This is a genomic window from Vibrio agarilyticus (assembly GCF_012641465.1).
Taxonomy (GTDB): Bacteria; Pseudomonadota; Gammaproteobacteria; order Enterobacterales; family Vibrionaceae; genus Vibrio; species Vibrio agarilyticus.
The window spans coordinates 256169-277321 of the sequence record NZ_JABAIK010000003.1; the positions used below are offsets into that span (position 1 = coordinate 256169).

The window sequence follows — 21153 nt, forward strand, 5'->3', positions numbered from 1 at the left end:
ATTTAACCAAAGTTAAAAGTCAGTCACTTTTGTTGCACATCGCTTTTTATTGAATGGTGATATTATATTTTTGATATAAATGCAATAAAAGGTAATGAATATGAATTTGATAATCAAATTCTTTAAAATCAGTGATTTGCGGTCAATTTGTTGCGCTCGATTTATTGTTTTAAATTTGTTTTTAATTTTTATTTTAAAGCGTAACAGGTGATCTATAAGAAATTTGTGATCTAATTCTCAAGGGAAAATAGAACTAACACATTGCCAAATATCATAATTGATGGTTTATTTGTTAGGTTTCATTTAGAGCCTGTTTATTCATATCACCATGCCTTTACTTTTTGAATCTGGAATTAACCTTTGCGCCAAACTCATTCATGTCATGAAAACCAATACGCGTATTAAATTAAAAAATACATTGTTATGCCTTCTTGTTGACGATTGTCACACAATAGAGTAGTTCATCAAAAACATAAACAAAACTTCCAAATTGCGTAATGAATAAATCCGTTAAGGAAATTATTCTCGTTTATGTATTCTCATATATTAAGGAAATAATATGAAGTTTAATCATTTCTTGCTCGCTGCAACCAGTGGGTTATTACTGCAAGGTTGTTTGTTAGACGATACTGAAGTTCCAAAACAAACGCCGACGCCAGAAGTGCCTGAAGTCATTCCAGTGCCCACTGTCGATTCACTGAAAGAGTCAGCGAAAACCTATCCAATAGGTGCCGCGCTACCGGCAGGTGATGCAGAGAATTCAGTGATGAAGCGCGAAGACTTGCAGGCGGTTGTCGCTAAGCATTTTTCACAGATCACCGCTGAAAATATTATGAAGCCAATGTATTTGCAGCCGAAAAAAGGTGAATTTCAATTTGATGACGCCAATGCGCTGATTGATTACGCCGAAGAAAACGAAATGACGGTTCACGGTCATACCCTGGTATGGCATGAGTCATCACCACAGTGGATGAAAGATGAATGTGCAAAAGATAAAGCTGCGTGTGAAGCAACAATGCAAGCGCATATTAACAAGCTGATTGAAAACTTTGCCCCTCATGATGTGGTGACAAGCTGGGATGTGGTGAACGAAGTCTTTAATGAAGATGGCACCTACCGTGATGAAGGTGACTATGGCAGTTTTTGGTATCACAGTATTGGCAAAGATTACGTCAAAATGGCCTTCGCTACTGCAAAAGCGGCATTAGTGGCGGAGAAGAAAGACGAAGAAACCCTGCTTTATTACAACGATTTCAACACCGAACAAAATGGTAAAAAACTGGATGCAGTTTTGGCCATGATTGATGAGGTGAATACGGCTGAAAGCTTGATTGAGGGCATTGGTTTTCAAATGCACGTCGAGCTTAATTTCCCAACCATCGAAAATATCACTGCGGCACTAAAAAAAGCAGCAGATACTGGACTGATGGTAAAAATTACTGAGCTTGATGTCGCACTAAATAAAGATGGTAAACAAAGTAAATTCACTCTCGATTTAGCCAATGCGCAAAAAGAACGTTACAAAGCGATCGTTGCAGCATATTTGGCCGCAGTTCCTGAAGCACAACGTGGCGGCATTTCGGTGTGGGGCGTGTCTGACGCAGATAGCTGGCTTCCTGCCCATCATGGTAATCCTGATTGGCCACTGATGTTTAATGAAAAACTTGAGGCCAAACCTGCGCTTGCAGGCGTTTCAGAAGCGATTCTTGTCGACAAAGGTGAAGAGCCGACACCTGAGCCAGAAGTTGCGTTTGAAGATAAGTTTGAATCAGATAAAGGCTGGAGCCATACCTATCAAACGATTGTAGGTGATTATGAGAAAGTTGAAAACGGCGTAATGAAAGTCACTGTGCCTTGGGCTGCGGTAGACGCCGTGTACGGCACGGGCGTGACGATTGATGTCGATTTTACTAAAGCAAGAACGGTTCAATTTGATGTATTGGTACCAGAAGCCTTTGGTGAGGGTGGTATCTCAATTCAGTCAATGGTTCAGCAAACCGCCGGAGAATATAAAGGGGAATACAGCGCGGAAGGGCTTGAATATACCCTTGGTGAAAAAACCACAATCACATTTGAGTTACCTGCAAGTGATATTCCTGACATGACTCGTTTCGGTATCAATTTCAAAGCGAAAGCTGCGGGCTTACCTACCGATGTGGCGATTGAAATAGATAACGTGATCATTAAATAAATCTGTTGCACTCCTAAATCAAAATTCGGCGTTAATCCTAACGATTAACGCCACTCCAAGAATAGGGAAATAATAATGAAAAATAATAAATTACTCACGCTAGTAAGCGTTGCAGTCAGTTCTGTTGTTGCATCAATGGCGGTAAATGCGGCTGAAGTCGAGTTTACAGGTTACGCCCGTTATGGCGTTGATTATCAAGCTGAAGAGGCTCAATACGTTCAAATGGGCTCTATGGGCCGAACGTTAGGCCGCTTGGGTAATGAACTTAATGGTGGTGAGTTCCAATTCTCAACGTCATTTGAAGCTAATGAAGGGCAGCAGTGGGACATCGTTTTAATGATAGACAACTGGGCACATTCTGATTGGAACTCAAACGGTGGTATTGATCTGAAAAAGATTTATGCAGGCGTTAAAAATGTTATTCCTGCTCAGCCAGACATGTATATCTGGGCCGGGCGCGATTTCCATCAGCGTTATACTCAATCTCTCAACGACTACTTTTGGATGACACACGATGGCCAAGGCGCTGGTTTTCGTAATTTGACATTTGACTTTGCGAAACTGGATATGGGTTTTGTTGAGAAAGTGTTGACCGCAGAAGATGGTTTGTCATTAGGTGAAGGAAACGGAAATTACGCCTTGACCAGTAAACTGCATAGCATAGATGTTGGTTATGGTATTTTAGACTTATACGCTAACTTTGGTTTTGCATCGGAAAAAGCGAATAAAGACGATCGCGAAAATAAAGCGTGGCAAGTCGCTGCAACAATGAATATTGACGGAAATTACAAAGCCGTTTTGCGTTATTCTGATGGCGCGGATGATTCGGTATTACAGCGTACTGACGATTTACAAGTCATCTATACCAGCTTTGAAGGGCGTTATAATATCGGTAACCCAGTGAGCATGGAATATATGGTTTCGTACAAAGAGTTTGCAGGACTGGATGCGAAGGACTGGAGCAATAACGGCAAATTGCGTGATAAAGAATACGCGGCAATAGTGCGTCCAATGTTCACGTGGAATGAGACGTTCTCAACCTGGCTTGAGGCCGGTTATGCGGTAGAAGAATATAATGACGGTGATGAAACCAAAGGGTGGAAAGCCACGCTATCGCAAAACATTACTGCAGGTTCAATGCCTTGGAGCCGACCAACATTACGCTTCTATGCCACTGTCGGTGATGTCGATAAGCCACAAGGTGTCAAAGTCGATACGCTCACCTTGGGTGCGATGTTTGAGGCGTGGTGGTAATCACTTTTAATATATACCCGCGTTTATACCCTTCCTACTTGAAGTTGCAGCGGTGTTGGCTGGCTCTCACAAACCTCATCACATAGTTTGCCTATGCTCAGAGGCTTTGCTTGTTTGTCGCCTACCTGCAACTCCAAGTTGTTTGAGTATAACTTAAAGTTGCAGGGTTTATCTTTACAAAATTAAGGGGTGGACTTTCACAAACTTCATTACGTCGTTTATTCATGTTAACGGTGTGCTCAGAGGTTTTGTTCGTTCACCTCCTACCTGAAACTTTACCTTGTTTGAGTAACTTTCCATTTTAAATAACAATAATTTCTAAATCTAATCCTTTAATTCACGGTTAAGTGAATCAACGAGTGTATTGATACAAAATAATAAACGTCTTCGCTCTACTTAATATTGCTGTGGCTGATTGTATGCTAAATAAATTTTGGCATATTTTCGTTCATGGTTTTTAGGGTGTGAGATTTTTTCTTATTTAATTTCAATATTCCGAAATATGGCTTAGAACAATAATAAGGGAACAAAATGAACAAACTGACTCTATCTGCGATAGTCGGTTTGATGCTGTGCGGCTGTACAGCGTCAAATGAACCTCAAATCGTCGAAAATAATATGGCTGACCAGGGCAATGAAGCGTCGTTAAAGTCGCTTGCCGCTCAGGTCAATTTGTCTGTTGGTACGGCGTTTGAAACGCGCCATTTACAAGATCCATTATTTAGACAAAAGGTGATTGAGGAGTTTTCCCAATTAACCCCCGAAAATGAAATGAAATTTTCCTATGTCCAACCACAGCGAGGACAGTTTGATTTCTCTAAAGCCGATCAATTAGTTGAATTTGCTCTTGAAAATAATATGACGGTTAAGGGCCATGCTCTAGTATGGCATATTCAAAACCCTAGCTGGCTTGAAGATGGTCAGTGGTCAAAAGAGGAATTAGCTGAGATATTAGAAACGCATATTAAAACCGTCGTGTCTCACTATAAAGGGCAAGTAAAATATTGGGATGTGGTCAATGAAGCGTTTAATGACAACGGCGGATTCCGCGAAACACTGTGGTATAACGCGCTAGGGGAAGAGTATATTGAAATGGCGTTTCGCTTTGCTCATGAGGCGGATCCCGACGCGATTCTATTTTACAACGACTACTCAACAGAAGGCATGAATGCAAAGGCCAATGGGGTATATCGTCATGTCAAAAAACTGCTTGAAAAAGGCGTGCCAATTCATGGTGTCGGTACTCAGCTTCACTTAACCTCAGATGGCCCCATCAGTGACGTGTCGATTGCGCGCAACATTGAACGGCTATCAGAGCTCGGCTTAAAAACTCACTTTACCGAAATTGATGTGCGCCTGCGTGATGGTGATGGTGAAAGCGCCTTGTTTGACCAAGCAAAACGCTATGAAATGTTGATGAAGTTAGCGGTCTTTTATCCGCAAGTGGATTTGTATACAACTTGGGGTTTGACCGATAAATATTCGTGGGTACCAAACTGGTTCAAAGGCTATGGTCGTCCGCTGTTGTTTGATGAAAATTATCAACCCAAGGCAGCTTATAACGCGGTGCACCAAGTGCTTGAAGACGCTTCCGCTGGCACGTTTAGTTATCAGCCAGCAACTGATTTAACTTTAGTGCAGCGTTATGTCCAAGCATTTGATGCCAAAGCATTACCAAGCGGCGCATTTGATGCCAACGCCGTGGTTTATTATCCATTTGCTTACAACCAACTGGGCGTGCGTAACCAAACGGTGCCAAAGGCGGAGAATATCAGTGGTAAATGGGCGGTAGGCTACCATGATAATCAGCTTATCGGACAAGTCTTGCGCCACGATGACTTCACGGTCACTAATAATAAGCAAGCGCATGAGAATGACAATGTGGAGCTATTTATTCGTCTCGGTGACAAATTCTGGCAGTTCCGTTCGATTGTTGGACAAGATTTCGCTGCGGCGAATTTTCCAGGAGAGATCCAGGGGGAATGGAGCAACGATGGTCAACAATTCGATTTTGTCATTGAGTTTGATGACTATGAAGATCTCGTCGGAGAAACCATCGGGTTTAATATTGCCCTATCTGACAACGACAATACCGCCGAGGATTCGGTTCGTCACGCGCAGCTATACCCACTGTCAGGCTCCAATATTGGCTGGCAAGGTGAAGAATTCGGTGAGCTATTTATGAATGGTCAAAATGCGGTTGTGGCTGCGGTACCAGTGGCGTTACCACCGACGTTTGTGGCGAAAAGCCTGACCCAAAAACCGGTTGATGCCGAGTCATCCGTTTGGCAAGAAAGTTATCACTATTCACTGGCATTTAATCAGTTGGATAAGAAAGATATGACAGTGTCGCAAGACTCCATTGCCGCGACTTGGTCTGTGGGACATCACGATAACTGGCTGTATGGCATGGTTCAGCGCCAAGATGATATCACGGTCACTTCAATGGAAGAGAGCTACCTTAATGATAACGTTGAGTTATTTTTCCAACGTGGTGAAGAGCTAATGCAATTTCGCTCTACCGTGGGTAAGGATTTTGAAAAAATACGTTACCCACATCAATACCGCGCGCAATGGAGCGATGATGGACAAACTCTGTACTTTGCAATTGAACTTGATAAGCCGATAGCAAGTGGTGAAGCGATTGGTTGGAATATCGCCATGTCAGACAACGATGATGGAAAAGCGCGCCGTTACCAGCTTTATCCCGTTCCGGGATCGAATATTTCTTACCTAGGTGAAGAACTAACGAAGTTAACCTTTGAGTAAAGAATCAGTTAACTAAATCAAATGAGCGATACGTCGCTCATTTTTTTTTGCGAAGCAAAACGCGTTTTTTTAGGCCACGAGATAAAACCACAATTGGAATACAACATATCACATTTTGGCTGAAATGGCGGTTTGTTATATTGGTATAGCATTAAATATTAAGGTCATTGGTTGAAATTTAAGCATCGAATGATTGCTTGGATTTTATTAATTCCGTCATGTGGCGGTTTGTTTTTTTTAGTATATCAGTGTTTTTTATTTTTTAGGCACTTGATTGCGGTGTGGCTTTATGAAAATGATTTTTATATCCGTTCTATTTGAAGCAGCAGCGGTGTTGACGGGCGCTCACAAACCTCATCACATAGCGCATCTATGTTCACGAAGTGCTCAGAGGCTTTGTTCGCTGGTCGCTTACCTGCAACTTCAACTTGTTTGGGTATAGTGTTTTGGTGTGATTTTCATAAATGCATTTGTATTCAGAAATAATATCTTAGGCTCAAGAAATTATGAACATATATAAAGATTCTAATTACTCTACTGTCGAGCGAGTTGAAAACTTACTCAGTTTGATGACGTTTGAAGAAAAAATCGCACAAATGAGTGCCCAATGGCTTTTATTGGATTCGAATGGTAACCACGCCGACCGAGAATTGGAAATGGCGTCTGACTATGAGCGCCCAACGGTTGAGCAGCGCCTGCGTCATGGACTGGGTCAAATTACACGGCCTTTGGGTACGCATTCGGTTTCGGCAAAAGAAGGTGTTGAAGCGCTTAATCAATTGCAAAAATACTTGGTCGAAGAGACGCGTCTTGGCATTCCTGCCATGTCTCACGAGGAGTGTTTGGTCGGTTTGATGGCTAAGGATGCGACGCTGTTTCCATCGTCTTTGAACTATGGTCACACATGGAACCCTGAGCTAATGCAATTAATTGGCGAGTGCATTCGTGAAGAAGTTAAGCAAGTTGGCGCGCATCAAGGATTAGCACCCGTGTTGGATGTGTCACGTGACGTCCGTTGGGGTCGCACAGAAGAGACTCTCGGGGAAGACCCATACCACGTGGGAGTGCTCGCGACCAAGTATGTTCAAGGCTTACAAAGCGAAAAGCGCGACGTGCTGGCAACATTAAAACATTATGTTGGCCATTCGTTTAGCGAAGGGGCACGTAACCATGCGCCGGTTAACCTTGGCTTTAAAGAGCTTAACGACACCTTTTTATTGCCGTTTGAAATGGCGGTAAAATTGGGTAAAGCCCGTTCCGTTATGCCTGCCTATCATGATATCGACGGTGAAGCGTGTCATGCGTCGCAATTTTTGCTGACTGAAGTTCTGCGCAATCAATGGGGCTTTGATGGCCTCATCGTGGCTGACTACGGCGGCGTAGATTTACTTGCAGCGCATCACCACCTTGCTGAAGATAGCGTTGGCGCAGCGGCACTGGCTTTTAATGCCGGTCTTGATATTGAATTGCCGGATGATGCCTGCGCCTCCAAATTAGCTTTAGCGGTCGAAAATAAGCTTATCAGCTTAGATAAAATTGATGAGATCGTGCGTCGTATTCTTACGGTGAAATTTGAATTGGGCCTGTTTGAAAACCCATACGCTGACAGCCACGCGATTGAACTCAACTCGCAGAAGACTCAGGCTGTGGCTTACCAAGCGGCGTTGGAGTCGATAACTCTGCTTGAAAATGATGGCACCTTGCCATTAACAAAAGAAACCACACTGGGGGTTGTTGGGGCCACGGTTGACGATCATCTTGCGCTGCTTGGGGGCTACAGCTTCCCTGTGCACCTTATTTTAAGTAATTCAGAAGATCACTCTAAGGTCGCTCCAACATTATTAGATACCTTGAGCGCGACGTTTGATTCGGTCATTTACGAAAAAGGCTGTGACATCCTTACCGAGCGCCACGCCAACGCGCCAGTTTTCCCTGGTGATGTTGATATGGCCTTAGGCCAGCAGATGGAATCGCCGGTATCAAAAGACGCCAGTGGTATTGCCAGCGCGATTGCTAAGGTGTCCAGTGCAGATGTTTTGCTCGTTTGCGTGGGCGATTTGGCAGGCTTATTCCAGACCGGCACTGTGGGTGAGGGATCAGACACTGATTCACTTGATTTGCCCGGCGTGCAGCAACAGCTGATCGATCAAGCATTAGCGACGAATAAGCCTGTTGTCATCCTAGTTACAGGTGGCCGTCCATACAATTTAGGTGGCGCGGAAGAAAAAGCGGCAGCGGTGATTTTTGGTTGGGCACCGGGTCAGGAAGGGGCGCAAGCCATTGTAGATATTTTGGTGGGCGCTAAGTCACCTTCGGGCCGTTTGACGCTCTCAATCCCTAAAAATGTTGGCGCGATCCCTTATTTTTACAATCACAAACTCAAATCTAGCGGTACGCCAATCGCTTATCACTTTGGTTCAAAATACAGCTTTGGCTACGGTTTGACTTACACGACGTTTGACTATCAATCTATGCTGTTGGCCAGCAAAGAAGTTCCTATGGGTGGAACGATTCAGGTCAGTGTCGTGGTAGAAAATACCGGAGCGGTTGCCGGTGATGAAGTGGTTCAGCTTTATGTGCGCGATAAGCTGGCTTCTGTGGTGCGACCGGTGCGAGAGCTGAAAGGCTTTAAGAAAGTCTCCGTTGCGGCAGGTGACAAAGTTCATGTTGAATTCCACTTGCCAACCGATATGTTGAACTTGACCGACAGTTCGCATCGCCGCGTGGTTGAGCCGGGCGAATTTGAGATCATGATTGGTCGTTCCTCAAAAGATATTGTATTCACGGATACTGTGGTTGTAACGGGTGAAAAATACGTATTACCAACCTACTGGAACATGGAGTGTGATGTCACGATAACGGCCTGTGATTAATCAATATACCCGTCCTACTTGAAGTTGCAGCGCTTTTCTTCAAAAAATTAAAGGGCTGGCTCTCACAAACCTCATCACATAGTTTGCCTATGCTCAGAGGCTTTGCTCGTTTGCCGCCTACCTGCAATTCCAAGTTGTTTGAGTATAAACTGGCGTTATCTGATGCCTGTGCACGTCAAATGTGGCGTGCACAGGTATTTGCCGCCTAAATAAATGTTTCGCAATACCAATTGTTTGTGCTTATATAATGCGGAAAATTTATAGATTCTCCTTCTGTGGAGAACAATCTAAAATTAATATTTTATTAGAATGTAAAAACATTATCGATAATTTCCCGCTATACATTTTGCAGTTTTTGGTAGCCTTATTTATATCTTTTTCATTTGTGATGAGCTCGATGAAACTTTTACGTTGATCCTGATAGTATTTGTTTTATCAATAGAGGTGGGTACGTCATGACTAAGATGTTATTGTTGATTGATACTATGTATCATTACGACAGGGAAGTATTAAAAGGAATAAAAGCAAAAGCCGATGAGTGTCGTTTAAAAGCGACTCTGCATATTGAATCGATAAATAATTCCGAAGATATATTAAAACAACACTGGGATTATGTGATTGCAGATGGCGATAAAGCAGATAAATACGGTGTACTGCAAAAATTAAATACGCATACTTTGCTGTATTCTGGGCATACAATTGAAAAGTTGCCCGAAAATGCGTCGACGGTGGTGGTCGATAATCAGCAGATGGTGCGTCTGGTACTAGGGCAGTTTATTAAGAATAATATCTCGAATGTTGCGTACTATTTGGATCCGAGCGAACTCGAACAAGAGTGGGCCAAAGAGCGAGTGGCATGTTTTGCAAGCAGTGCCAATGAGTTGGAATTTAAGTACCACGACGATGTTTTTGAATTGCTCAATAAACGTGTATTTCCGATAGGGATCTACTGCGCGACCGATAGAGCGGCACGTAAATTATCGAATTACTGCATTGATCGTAAAATATCAATCCCAAACCAGGTTTCTATTATAGGCACGGATTATGATGATGCCGAAAGAACCATTTCTCCGGTGCCACTCACGTCAATCGACCTTTCGCCATACATGCTAGGGCAGCGTTGTCTGGAAGTGTTGCTCAAAGCTAAGAGCACAAAACAGCGTTTGCATGAAAAATACCTGCCACAAAAATTGATGAATGAGAGTTCAACTCAATCTGAAGAGAATCAAGATGATATAGTCAATCAGGCGCTGTATTACTTACACAATAACTATCATCGTAACATTAAAGTCAAGCAGGTGACTGAGTATTGTCGAGTATCACGAAGAACATTAGATAATCGATTTTATTTTGCTAAAGGGATGACAGTACATCAATATTTGTCGGATCTTAGAATAGCAAAATCAAAAGAGCTTTTACGAACCAGTAATAACTCAATTGAAAGTATTGCTCTTCAATGTGGTTATCCAAATCAAAGCTATTTATATCAAGTGTATCGTAAGTTATTTGGTTATACGCCATACACTTACCGCCAAGGGCAAAATTAAATATCACAAAGGGTAAAATAAATAATCAAGTTGTAAATTTGTAGAATAGACATCATTACCCATTCTGGCATTCTCATAACTGAATAAATTTTAATATTATTTTTGGTTATGGAGAAATGCGGTGACTGAAATTTACAAAAATGCCCTTCATGCAATTGACATGAGAGTGCAAGACTTGCTGGGTCGAATGACCGTCGAAGAAAAAGTGGGGCAACTGATGCAGTTGCCCGCACACTTTGGTGATTATACCGACAAGTTAGAAGAGTGGCATATCGGCAGTTTTTTACACTGCACGGGTGATAACGCCGTTAACTTACAGCGCCGCGCCGCAGAAACCCGCCTTGGCATTCCCCTCATTTTTGGCATTGATGCCATTCATGGCCACTGTTTTGATAACGATTCTACCGTATTTCCGACTCAATTATCCGCGTCATCAAGCTGGGATAAAGATCTGATGTATCGTATGGCTCGAATCACGGCCAAAGAGACTCGCGCCTCCGGTTTGCATTGGACTTTCTCTCCGGTGTTGTGTGTCGCTCGTGACGCTCGTTGGGGTCGAGTGAACGAAACCTATGGTGAAGACCCGTGGCTGATTGGCGAGTTGGCCGCAGAAACCATCAAAGGGTATCAAGGGCCGCAAGGCTACGATGGTGAGTCGATTTTAGCCTGCGCAAAACATTATGTTGCCTATGGTGAGACGCTAGGTGGCCGTGATTCTTACGAATGTGATACCTCACGTCGCAAACTGCTTTCGTTGTTTTTGCCGCCGTTTGAAAAAGCGGTGAAAGAGGCCAACGTTGCCTCGTTAATGACTGGCTATCATGCGATTGACGGTATTCCTTGTACCGTCGATAAGTGGCTACTCACTGACGTCGCTAAAACGCAATGGGGTTTGGACGGCTTTGTCGTCACCGATTGGGAAAACGTGCGTTCTTTGCACACCAAACAGTACGTTTGCGCCGATGAAAAAGAAGCGTGCTTGCGCTCGCTATTGGCAGGTAACGACATGATGATGTCCACACCTGAATTTTATCCACTGACTCTAGAGTTGATTGCCGAAGGTCGGGTTGATATGTCGGTTGTGGATGAAGCCGTCGCGCGAGTTTTGAAAAAGAAATTTGAGCTAGGACTTTTTGATGAGATGCGTTTCTTTGCGCCTGATCGCAGCTCGACCATGGGTATTCAATCGCATTTGAATGTCTCACTTGAAGCCAGCCTAAAGAGTATGGTGCTGCTGCAAAATAACGGCATTTTGCCGATTGACCCAAATCGTACTCGTAAAGTGCTATTGATTGGCCCGAATGCGGACGATGTTATCGCGCAGTTGGGCGACTGGTCTTTTGGTTCAATGCAAGCGGGTGCCACTAATGATACCTATCATCGAGACCAAACCGTCACAGTACTTCAAGCGTTACGCAATGCAGCGCAATCGTATCCTTTTGCACTTGAATACATTAAAGGCGCCGATTGTGTTGATGATGGATTTAGTGAAATTGTCCAGATTGAAGCGGCGGCAGCAACAGCGGATCTCGTCATCGCTTGCGTTGGTGACACGCTAGCGCAAAACGGTGAATTCCATGATCGCGCCGATCTTACTTTATCGGGTCAGCAACAAGCCATGCTTGAAGCGGTTAAGCGAGCAAATGCACCGTTAGTGGTCGCATTTATCGCGTCGAAACCCTTGACCATCCCTTGGATTGCCGAGAACGCTGATGCCTTAATTTGTGGTTTTAACCCAGGCCCATTTGGTGGTGAAGCGGTAAAACAAGTGCTGTTTGGTGAATACAACCCGGGCGGTAAGTTGACGGTGTCATTCCCAGTTCATGTAGGCCAGATCCCGGTTTATTACAACAAATACACCGGCTGGCATGCACAAAATAGCGCGCGTTTAAACGGCGAAGAACGCTACATTGATATGCCTAAAGATCCTCTGTTTAGCTTTGGTTACGGTCTCTCTTACAGCACCTTTAACTATCTTAGCGCGCAAGTTCAATCGGATGTGATTGAGCCAATGCAAGACGTGGTTGTCATGGTGACATTGGAGAATGACTCTGATCGTGATGGAACTGAAATTGTGCAAGTTTATCTGCGCGATCTTTATTCAAGTGTCACCACACCAATTAAGCGGCTGTGCGGCTTTGAACGCGTTGAATTAGCCGCTGGAGAGCGCCGAGAAATTCGTATTACCATACCGTTTGAGCAGCTTGCTTTGATTGACGCAAATTTGAATAAAGTTGTGGAAGCAGGCGAGTTTCACGTCATGGTGGGCGCATCATCACGCGACGAAGCGCTCGTGACACTACCGATTCGTGTCACCCACGATACTGCGTTGTAACTGGCACTTAGAGTCAAACTGCGTTGTGGTGCAGGTAGGCGATAGTCTTTTATAGCGCTATCGCCTTTTTTACTGCCCCTCATGTCGTGATGGATACCTGCACCATCACGCAGTTTTGCTTGTAACCTATCACGTTTGTCGAGCCATCTCACGGCCTCGCCATTGAATGACGATCAGGCCAACCACGATCGCGATACCTAACGGGCCTAGGCCAAATGGGTTGAAGAACAAGAGTGGGATCGGGAGCAATGCCACCAAACGTTCAAGTAGGCTCAGTGAACGGATCAGATAGCCCTCAATCGCGATAGCGATAGCGATAATAATCGTCAGCGCCTGCACAATGGAGAACATCAGGGCAAGCATGCCATCATTTGGGTTAACGATATTGGTGTATGCCATCATGATTGGAATGATGAACAGACCGCCAGCAAGCTTAAATGCCTCTACCGATGACTTCATTGGGTTTGCATTTGCAACGCCAGCGCCGGCAAAGGCGGCGAGGGCAATCGGCGGGGTCACATTCGACGTTTGTGATAACCAAAATACGATAAGATGCGCCGTTAACAGAGGCAAGCCAAAGTCTGTTAGCATTGGCACTGCCATAACCGCCAGTACAATGTACGCCGCTGTTACAGGTAGACCCATGCCAAGAACCAACGCGACCAAGCTGATTAAGCCAAGAGCAATGAGCATGTGGCCACCGGAGAAGTCCATGACAAATTGAGTAAACTCAAGCCCAATGCCCGTTTGCCCAACAACACCGACAATAATCCCAGCCGCGCCACAGGCTGCAGAAATCGGCAATGCCATTAAAGCGCCGTTTTTCATTCCTTCGATGAATTTTTTCAGACCAATACGACTGTGTTTACGCAGCGCCGCTGTCATCAAAATCGCGCAGCAACCCGCCACCCCGACGAGCAGCGGTGAATAGGCCATCATCAACAGTACAGTAATGAAAATGAGCGGGATTAGGTGATGCGCGCCATTTTTCATTACCGCGATTACTGCGTCGGTTTTGCTCACCGCTTGCAGATCCAATTTGCACGCCATCAGATGAACGTAAAGCAAAGTGCAGAAGAAGTAGAGAATCGCTGGCGCAATTGAGGCTATCATGATGTCGCTGTAAGGCACGCCGGTAAACTGCGCCATAACGAATGCGCCAGCGCCCATGATAGGTGGCATGATCTGCCCCCCTGTAGAGGCCGCCGCTTCAATACCGGCCGCTTGTTCAGGTTTGTATCCGAGCTTCTTCATCATGGGAATTGTGATAGCGCCAGTTGTTACGGTATTGGCAATCGCCGAGCCTGAAATGGAACCCAAACCAGCTGATGCCAATACTGCCGCTTTTGCTGGGCCGCCACGATATTTGCCCGCAATAGAGAAAGCGAGATCAATAAAGAACTTACCTGCGCCAGTGACCTCAAGAAAAGCGCCAAACAGCACGAAGATGAAAACCGTTGTCGCCGCAATACCGAGTGCAGAGCCAAATACGCCATTTGCCGAATAAATCTGGAATTGGATAAGCTCTTGTAAACTGTATGCCTTAATGGCAAAACCGCTGGGTAACATGTCGCCGAATGCGCTATAGGCGAGAAAGAGTGCGGCAATCCACACCATCACCCACCCAACAGTACGTCGGCATCCTTCCAGCAACAATGCCAGCAAGGTAACACCCGCAAACATGTCGGCAAAGGGCAGGCCATAGAATAGATGGTTGATGTCGTTATAATCAAAAATGGACAGGCGGTATCCTGCAAATACGACCACACCACACAAAATCACATCGATAAACTGACCGACGAGAAAAAAGCGGCTTTGCCGATTGGCAACCAATGGATAGTGAAGGAAGATCAATACCAGAACCCAACACAAGTGGATGGGTCGGAAATAGGTCGCCGAAATGGTCGAACTCACGCCTTGATAGATTTGAAATACCGACAATGACACCGCAATAGCCAGTGTCAGGTAGCCCATCGCATTGCCCCATTTTTCGTATCGAAGCGACTTTGAAAAAGGGGATAGATTATCTGGGGAAATATCCATGGTTCTGATGGGTTACTTAATCACAGAATCTAGGTATTTTTTCGCGCCGTTATGCAGAGGCACTGCTTGAAGTCGCGTGGCGTTTGCAGGTGTTGTCATCTCTGCCATTTTCACGACCTTACGAATATCGCCAATGTTTTCAAAGGCCGCTTTCGTGAGGTTGTACGCCATCTCATCGCTCATGTTCGCGTTAACCACTAACACATTCCAGACACTCAGCGTGGAGATTGAATCAACCTTATTGTAAACCCCTGCTGGGATATCATAAGCGCTATAAGCTGGGTACTGTTTGATGAAGTTGGCGGTCTCTTCGTCTGAGATAGACAGCACTTTAATGTCATGCGTTAGAGCAATCTGAGTCACCGCACCAACACCTTGACCACCGACGATAAAACCCACATCGATTTGACCATTTGCCAGAGCGTTAGTGGTTTCTGAGTAGTTTAGGTAAACTGCATCGATGTCTTTTTTCACGTCAATGCCCACTGATTCAAGCAGTGCCGCTGAGGTGACCGCTGTGCCACTTGCTGGGGCGCCAAGGGAAACCCGCTTACCTTTTAGCTGCGCTAGAGAATCAATACCTGAATCTTTAAGGGTGAGGGTATGCACGAGGTTAGGGTATAGAGCAAACAGTGTTTTTACGGGCATTTTCTGCGGAAACTTACCCTCGCCGTTGTATGCGTCAAGAACCACATTGCCCATGGCAATCCCCGCGATCATATCGCCACGCACCACCTTAATGGTGTTCTCGACTGACGCCGCGGTCACTTCCGCTTTGGCATTCACACCGGGCACCTTATCAGACCAAATCTTAGCCAGCGCGCCCCCAAAAGGGTAGTAGATACCACTTTGACCACCGGTGCCGATGGCGTAGTTTTCGGCACTCGCCAGTGCAGGTAACATCGCAAGTAACGCTATTAATAAATTCCGTTTAAGCACTGTCATCTCCTTGATTATTAACTGTAATTAATTCAAATCTTAGTTAAAGATTCTATTAACTTGTTGTTTTTAGGAATAGTCTTAAACATTACTCTTTGGCTATGTTTTGTGCAATAAATTGCAAACAAAATGTAATGGAAGTGTTAATTTGCTCACTGATTGAGTCAAATGCAAGGTCATCGAGAGACGAACCGGCCTCGGCATTTAGGCAATAAAAAAGCTCAAGAGCGATTGAGTTCACTCTTGAGCCTTATTCGGAACGTGCTAAAAACAGACTAAATGTGGAGCCAGTTTTGTTTTAGTTCAATATACTGGTATTGAGCGCCGATGAGATCCAAACCAGCGGTGCGTTCCAGTTGATGGTGACTTCGTTAAGTGTCCATGCCCCTAAATCGTCCACATAACACGTTTGTCCAGTACATTTGCCTTGTAAGCTTGAAGCGACTGGGTCACTGAAGTTGACAGAGTTCGGGCCGCCAGACAACACGCCAGCAGGCGCTTTTGGATAATCGTTGTTTGCTTGGTATGCCCAGAAACGGTGGTGCGGGTTCTTAAATGGATCGCTACCGTAGCCAGTGACATAAGAATAGCTTAGTGGGTTACGACCCAGAATGTAATCCATCGCATTGGCTGCCGAAACTAAATACTCTTCTTTGCCAGAATAATCAAAACCATAGACCAAGATGATTGCACGGTTGACGATCGCAGAGTTAGAACCCCAAGTGTAGGCTTCAACAGTAAATGGCAAACGGTAGCCTTCTTGATCAAGCTGGCTGGCGTACATTTCTGCTGACGTCACAATATTTGCGCGTGCCTGAGCAACTTGCTCTTTTGTCAGTGCATTAGGCACTAATGCTAAGCTAAACGTGCCCGCTGGTGCCATGTACTGCCAGTAGAATTCTTGCGCGGCATTTTTGCCCACGGAAGGTGTTGCAAGAAACTCTTCTGAAGCGGTAATAAAGTCACGGTATTTCGCTGCGCCAGTAGTAATGAAAAGCTCTGCCGCTGCCCAGTAAAACTCATCGGCCAGTTGTCCATCACCGTATGGGCCTGAACCGGTAAAGTTATCGTAAGCGTACACTTCAGGATGTGCGTTGGCCGCTTGCCATGCCGATTGCGCGGCAGTGAGACATTGATTGGCAAACTCAGCATCAATCTCTTTCCAAATACGTGAACATTGCGCGCCAATGGCGGCGAGGTTTAATGTCGCAGAGGTACTTGGGTGTGAGACAGAGCGCTTTTGTGTATCGTTATGCGGCGCCATTGGGAACCCAGTCCACTTCTCGTCGGCAATTTTGTGGAACGCCATGCCGCTCGCATCGATCTCGGTTAACGTCAGATCGGCCAGCTTGCTGTGTTGATCGCCGACCGGCACATGCACTTTTTTACCTTCAGGGATCTGCATCGCCAACATAAACTCGATGTTCCAGCGCGCTTCATCAAGCAAATCGTTAACCCCATTGCCAGATTCCGGAATGCGTTTCATCTTTTGACTGAATGGCACCACTTGATCTTTGCCGTGAATACCACGCTCATACAAGTTCAGCAGTGTCCATGTACTGATGCCGCTGTTAACCAAATATTTGCCATGGTCACCCGCATCGTACCAGCCACCTGTACCATCAATTGAGAAGTCACAACCTGGCCAAATATTGCCTTGAGCATCTTTGCCTTTAAAGCAAGAAGCAGAATCTTTCGGGTGGCCTGCTGGGCGAGAAAGATCCGCGCGTTGGACGAATTCCGGCTTCACCTCAATACCGCTACGGTTGTGGTAGAAGTACTTCAGTGCGTCTTCAGCCAATTGTGAATAGACATTTTGTTTGATGTCAAACGGATGGCTAAGCTCTTCGCCCACTTTAATTTTTACTGCATTAAGTGTTTGGTCTACATGTGAAAAATCGATTTGATGAACATGCTCACCAGATGCCGCGTTTACGCCAAATACTTTGGTTTTACCACTAAATAGGACGTCATCATTCTTATCGATGAGCTGCCAAGTTTGTGGCTGGGTGCTATCAGAATGCAATACCGCGAATTTCTCGCCTTTAGGGAAGTAACCCACTTGGTTTGCACGTAATTTGCCGTAGTTACGAACGATTTTAAACTCTTTACCCGAGACGGAGACATTGTCGACACAAACGGTATTCGCCTTGTGTGAACCAAGCTGGAATTGGAAACCCGTCTTAGGATCGTTTTTGCTGTTGTACTTGAAGGTGTATTCGTGTTTTTTGAACTCAGTACCAATGTTCAACTCTTTCGAAAAATATTGGTCGTAGGGCGCGCCGTCATGTTGGATCAATACCACGCCTTTGGTTTTGTTATTCGCTTTAATGTCAAAGGAGACGGTGTATGTTTCACCTTCTGACAAACCAAATCCACCTTGGCCGAGAATCACATCCCAACGGTTTTGACCAGCGTCATTAAAGGTTAAGCACCCTGTGCCAGCCACTTCATCTAAGCTACCGCCTGAACCCCACCAGTTATTACTTTTGTCTGAAAATTGACCATTGAGCAATAATTCATCAGCGAGGGTAGGGGTTGAGCCAAGAATTACTGATAAACTCAGAATACTTAACTTAAATAGTTTGTTCACGATATATTCTCCGTAAAAATAAAAGAACTACAGCAACATGTTATCTTGAGAGTAAAATTTGCCAAATAGCTCAAATCACAATGTTAAAATATAGGGAAAAGATATATATATCATTGCTATATTTAATAATGTGATATCCAAACCACTTAAACTTTTCGCACAAAATCGTCTGGATATCATGACTTATTGAAAGTTGAAAATATAAACATCAATAAGTGTTTTAATTCAAAGTATTGATAGGCAGAATTGATTGCCTTATATACCCAAACAACTTCAAGTGGAAAGGGTATAGAAATTAAATGACGAATCCTTTTACCGCATTGATTTGCTCATTGGTTACGGAGCCGAGTCTATCACTAATTTTGTTTATCTCGTAATTCGCTTTATAGTTTTTCTCAGCAGCTTCTAAAATTAACGCCATATTAATCGCAACCTCTTCACTTGATTCTGATTGTCGATGAGCGGCGATACTAATTTCTTCATTTAAGGTTAACAGTGAGTTTACATGTTGGTTTACCGTATCGACCTTATTTTGGATTGATATAAACTTTTCTGTGTTGGTTTGCATCGTCTCATTACACGCTTGAATTTGCTCAGTCGCGAGATTGATGTTGGACTGCAGCGTATGAATCAGCTCTTGAATTTTTTCTGTAGAAGCGTTCGTGCGTAGTGCCAGTTTCCTTACTTCGTCTGCAACAACAGAGAATCCACGGCCATTTTCGCCCGCTCGCGCTGCTTCAATCGCGGCATTAAGTGCCAGCAGATTGGTTTGTTTTGTGATGTCGTCGATAACTTCTAAGATCTCAAAAATAGATTGGCTACTTTGGGATACTTGGACCATAAGCTGATTGGCCGTTACAAATTGGGCCGAGAGTTGTTTATTTTGATTGTACGCAACCGAAGTAATGCTGACACAATCAGTGACGTTCTCCGTCATGTTCCTTACGTACTCAGAAGCGTCTGTTGCGCGACCGGAGATCTTATGAATTCCGTCATTCACCTCTGTTAGTGATTGCATGATAATTTGACAGCGACTAGTTTGCGATTCGGCCTGCTCGAGAAGGTTAGCCCCTTGGCGGTGATTGTCTTTTGATATCGTGGCCATGGTGGTATTTTTTTCGACAATACTTTTAATGATCTGTTTTTGTGTTTCAATCGCTTGATTTATTTGGCTCGCAATAAGGCCAAATTCATTATGACTTTTGTACTGACAAAAACGCGTGAGATTGCCGCTCGCCAATGTTTGTAAAGTACCAATAATATCCTTCAGCGGTTTATTGATTGCACGGCGGAAACTAATACCGAGTAGAGTGAAACTTAGCAGCAACACGGGCAGCAAAATTTGTGCACCTGTAATGACGGTTTTAAGGCCTGATGATGCGCTTTGCAGCTGCTGCTCAGCAGTATGCTGGTTGGTATCGGTCATCACTTTAAGTTGATCACTTAATTGAGTAATGGATTGATCAAACCATAGCTTCTCATTGAGCTGGGTTTGCTTTTTGACGAGGTGAGTTTGATAGCTGATCAAAAGCCCTTCTGGTTTGGTGAGCTCACCCACAAGCCATGCCACTAATGTCGCCAATTCACTATTGCCGCGTAACTGTTCATCTTGTTCCAACTGAGAATATTCATCCATGTCAGCCAGAATATATTCAGCAACGTCTTTATTAGCAGTAAGAGCAGACTCAATTTTGCTTAGATCATTGGTGTTAAAAATGGCAATAGCATCCAATTGCATCTCTTGCATATCTTCGTTAATCGCATCAAGGATTAAGGTTTGGTCGCTAGACAAATCAGAGCCAAGTTCTTTACCGATCAATTGGCTTAAGCGAATGGAGAGCACTTGAAACGCGGCAATGCGTTCGCTGAGCGATTGTTCTTCTTCAATGAGCTCAATATGGCGCTGCAATATTGTGAGCGCTGATGTTTGGATTTTATTCACAGAACTGGCTAAATCTTGGTTGCTATTAAATTGTTCTGCTCGCTGGTGGTAATCCGCCATCAGTTGTTCGGTTTGAGTGATTGACGCTGTGGTTTCTTCAACCGACTGAGAGCTTAAGCCGATGTTAATAACATCGTTTGCTTTCTCAAATAATTGGCTCAGCTTGTTATTTTCAACAACCAACGGAAAGGTATTATCGGTCACAACTGCCATCGCATAATGCGTGTTATTCAGTTGCGATAATACGTAAAAAACCATCGCTGAAATAATCATCAATAATAGCGAAAAGGTACATAAGACGAATTGAGTAATTGATAATTTTAATAACTTCATAAAATGAGCTCATACCATTAAGCGACAGTTCATGATTCCATCAAATTTAGTATTAATAATTATGTAATTTAGAAACTCGGTTGTGAAATGTGATAAGGCGGCGCTCGGTGATGGAAAACTGTGACTTGGGTATATCGCCTTCCCACGTGGAGCCCCAGTCTGATTGACTACCTCTCACAAACCTCTTCACATAGTTGGTTATGTTCACAAAATGTGCAGAGGCTTTGCTACTCACGAGCTAGATGCTTCTTCAACTGCCTTAGTTAGGTATGAGTATAATTTTTGAGGACTGGCGTATTTTTTTGCAATCCATTTATCATAGTTCTGAATGCCC

General features: G+C 44.3%; 10 protein-coding genes. 6 read left to right on the top strand and 4 right to left on the bottom strand.

Annotated features, from left to right (window positions below):
- Window positions 1-559: 559 nt before the first annotated feature.
- The 6 genes from HGP28_RS04680 (at window position 560) to HGP28_RS04705 (ending at window position 12969) form a co-directional block, all read left to right on the top strand.
- Complete coding sequence (locus HGP28_RS04680; protein ID WP_168835285.1) at window positions 560-2191, top strand: endo-1,4-beta-xylanase; 1632 nt, start codon at window positions 560-562, stop codon at window positions 2189-2191.
- Window positions 2192-2266: 75 nt separating this feature from the next.
- Window positions 2267-3445: a carbohydrate porin gene (locus HGP28_RS04685; RefSeq protein WP_168835286.1), complete on the top strand. Its 1179-nt coding sequence runs from the start codon at window positions 2267-2269 to the stop codon at window positions 3443-3445.
- Between the two features lie 531 nt (window positions 3446-3976).
- Window positions 3977-6214, top strand: a complete 2238-nt coding sequence (locus HGP28_RS04690) for an endo-1,4-beta-xylanase (protein WP_168835287.1) — start codon at window positions 3977-3979, stop codon at window positions 6212-6214.
- Between the two features lie 506 nt (window positions 6215-6720).
- On the top strand, window positions 6721-9087 hold the full coding sequence (locus HGP28_RS04695) for a glycoside hydrolase family 3 N-terminal domain-containing protein (RefSeq protein ID WP_168835288.1): 2367 nt from the start codon (window positions 6721-6723) through the stop codon (window positions 9085-9087).
- 455 nt (window positions 9088-9542) lie between these two features.
- Window positions 9543-10634: an AraC family transcriptional regulator gene (locus HGP28_RS04700; RefSeq protein WP_168835289.1), complete on the top strand. Its 1092-nt coding sequence runs from the start codon at window positions 9543-9545 to the stop codon at window positions 10632-10634.
- Window positions 10635-10755: 121 nt separating this feature from the next.
- Window positions 10756-12969, top strand: a complete 2214-nt coding sequence (locus tag HGP28_RS04705; RefSeq protein WP_343033806.1) for a glycoside hydrolase family 3 N-terminal domain-containing protein — start codon at window positions 10756-10758, stop codon at window positions 12967-12969.
- A 129-nt stretch (window positions 12970-13098) separates the two neighbouring features.
- Here HGP28_RS04705 and HGP28_RS04710 read toward each other — a convergent pair whose 3' ends face one another.
- The 4 genes from HGP28_RS04710 to HGP28_RS04725 form a co-directional block, all read right to left on the bottom strand.
- Complete coding sequence (locus HGP28_RS04710) at window positions 13099-15012, bottom strand: TRAP transporter permease (protein WP_168835290.1); 1914 nt, start codon at window positions 15010-15012, stop codon at window positions 13099-13101.
- Between the two features lie 12 nt (window positions 15013-15024).
- Window positions 15025-15957, bottom strand: a complete 933-nt coding sequence (locus HGP28_RS04715; protein WP_168835291.1) for a TAXI family TRAP transporter solute-binding subunit — start codon at window positions 15955-15957, stop codon at window positions 15025-15027.
- 292 nt (window positions 15958-16249) lie between these two features.
- Window positions 16250-18544: a glycoside hydrolase family 9 protein gene (locus tag HGP28_RS04720; RefSeq protein WP_168835292.1), complete on the bottom strand. Its 2295-nt coding sequence runs from the start codon at window positions 18542-18544 to the stop codon at window positions 16250-16252.
- A 295-nt stretch (window positions 18545-18839) separates the two neighbouring features.
- Entirely contained in the window at window positions 18840-20819 is a 1980-nt protein-coding gene (locus HGP28_RS04725; RefSeq protein WP_168835293.1) for a methyl-accepting chemotaxis protein, read from the bottom strand.
- Between the last annotated feature and the right edge of the window lie 334 nt (window positions 20820-21153).

Coding starts and splice junctions, on each gene's coding strand:
- HGP28_RS04685 (WP_168835286.1), top strand. CDS start 2,267: ATGAAAAATAATAAATTACTCACGCTAGTAAGCGTTGCAGTCAGTTCT.
- HGP28_RS04725 (WP_168835293.1), bottom strand. CDS start 20,819: ATGAAGTTATTAAAATTATCAATTACTCAATTCGTCTTATGTACCTTT.
- HGP28_RS04700 (WP_168835289.1), top strand. CDS start 9,543: ATGACTAAGATGTTATTGTTGATTGATACTATGTATCATTACGACAGG.
- HGP28_RS04695 (WP_168835288.1), top strand. CDS start 6,721: ATGAACATATATAAAGATTCTAATTACTCTACTGTCGAGCGAGTTGAA.
- HGP28_RS04710 (WP_168835290.1), bottom strand. CDS start 15,012: ATGGATATTTCCCCAGATAATCTATCCCCTTTTTCAAAGTCGCTTCGA.
- HGP28_RS04715 (WP_168835291.1), bottom strand. CDS start 15,957: ATGACAGTGCTTAAACGGAATTTATTAATAGCGTTACTTGCGATGTTA.
- HGP28_RS04680 (WP_168835285.1), top strand. CDS start 560: ATGAAGTTTAATCATTTCTTGCTCGCTGCAACCAGTGGGTTATTACTG.
- HGP28_RS04690 (WP_168835287.1), top strand. CDS start 3,977: ATGAACAAACTGACTCTATCTGCGATAGTCGGTTTGATGCTGTGCGGC.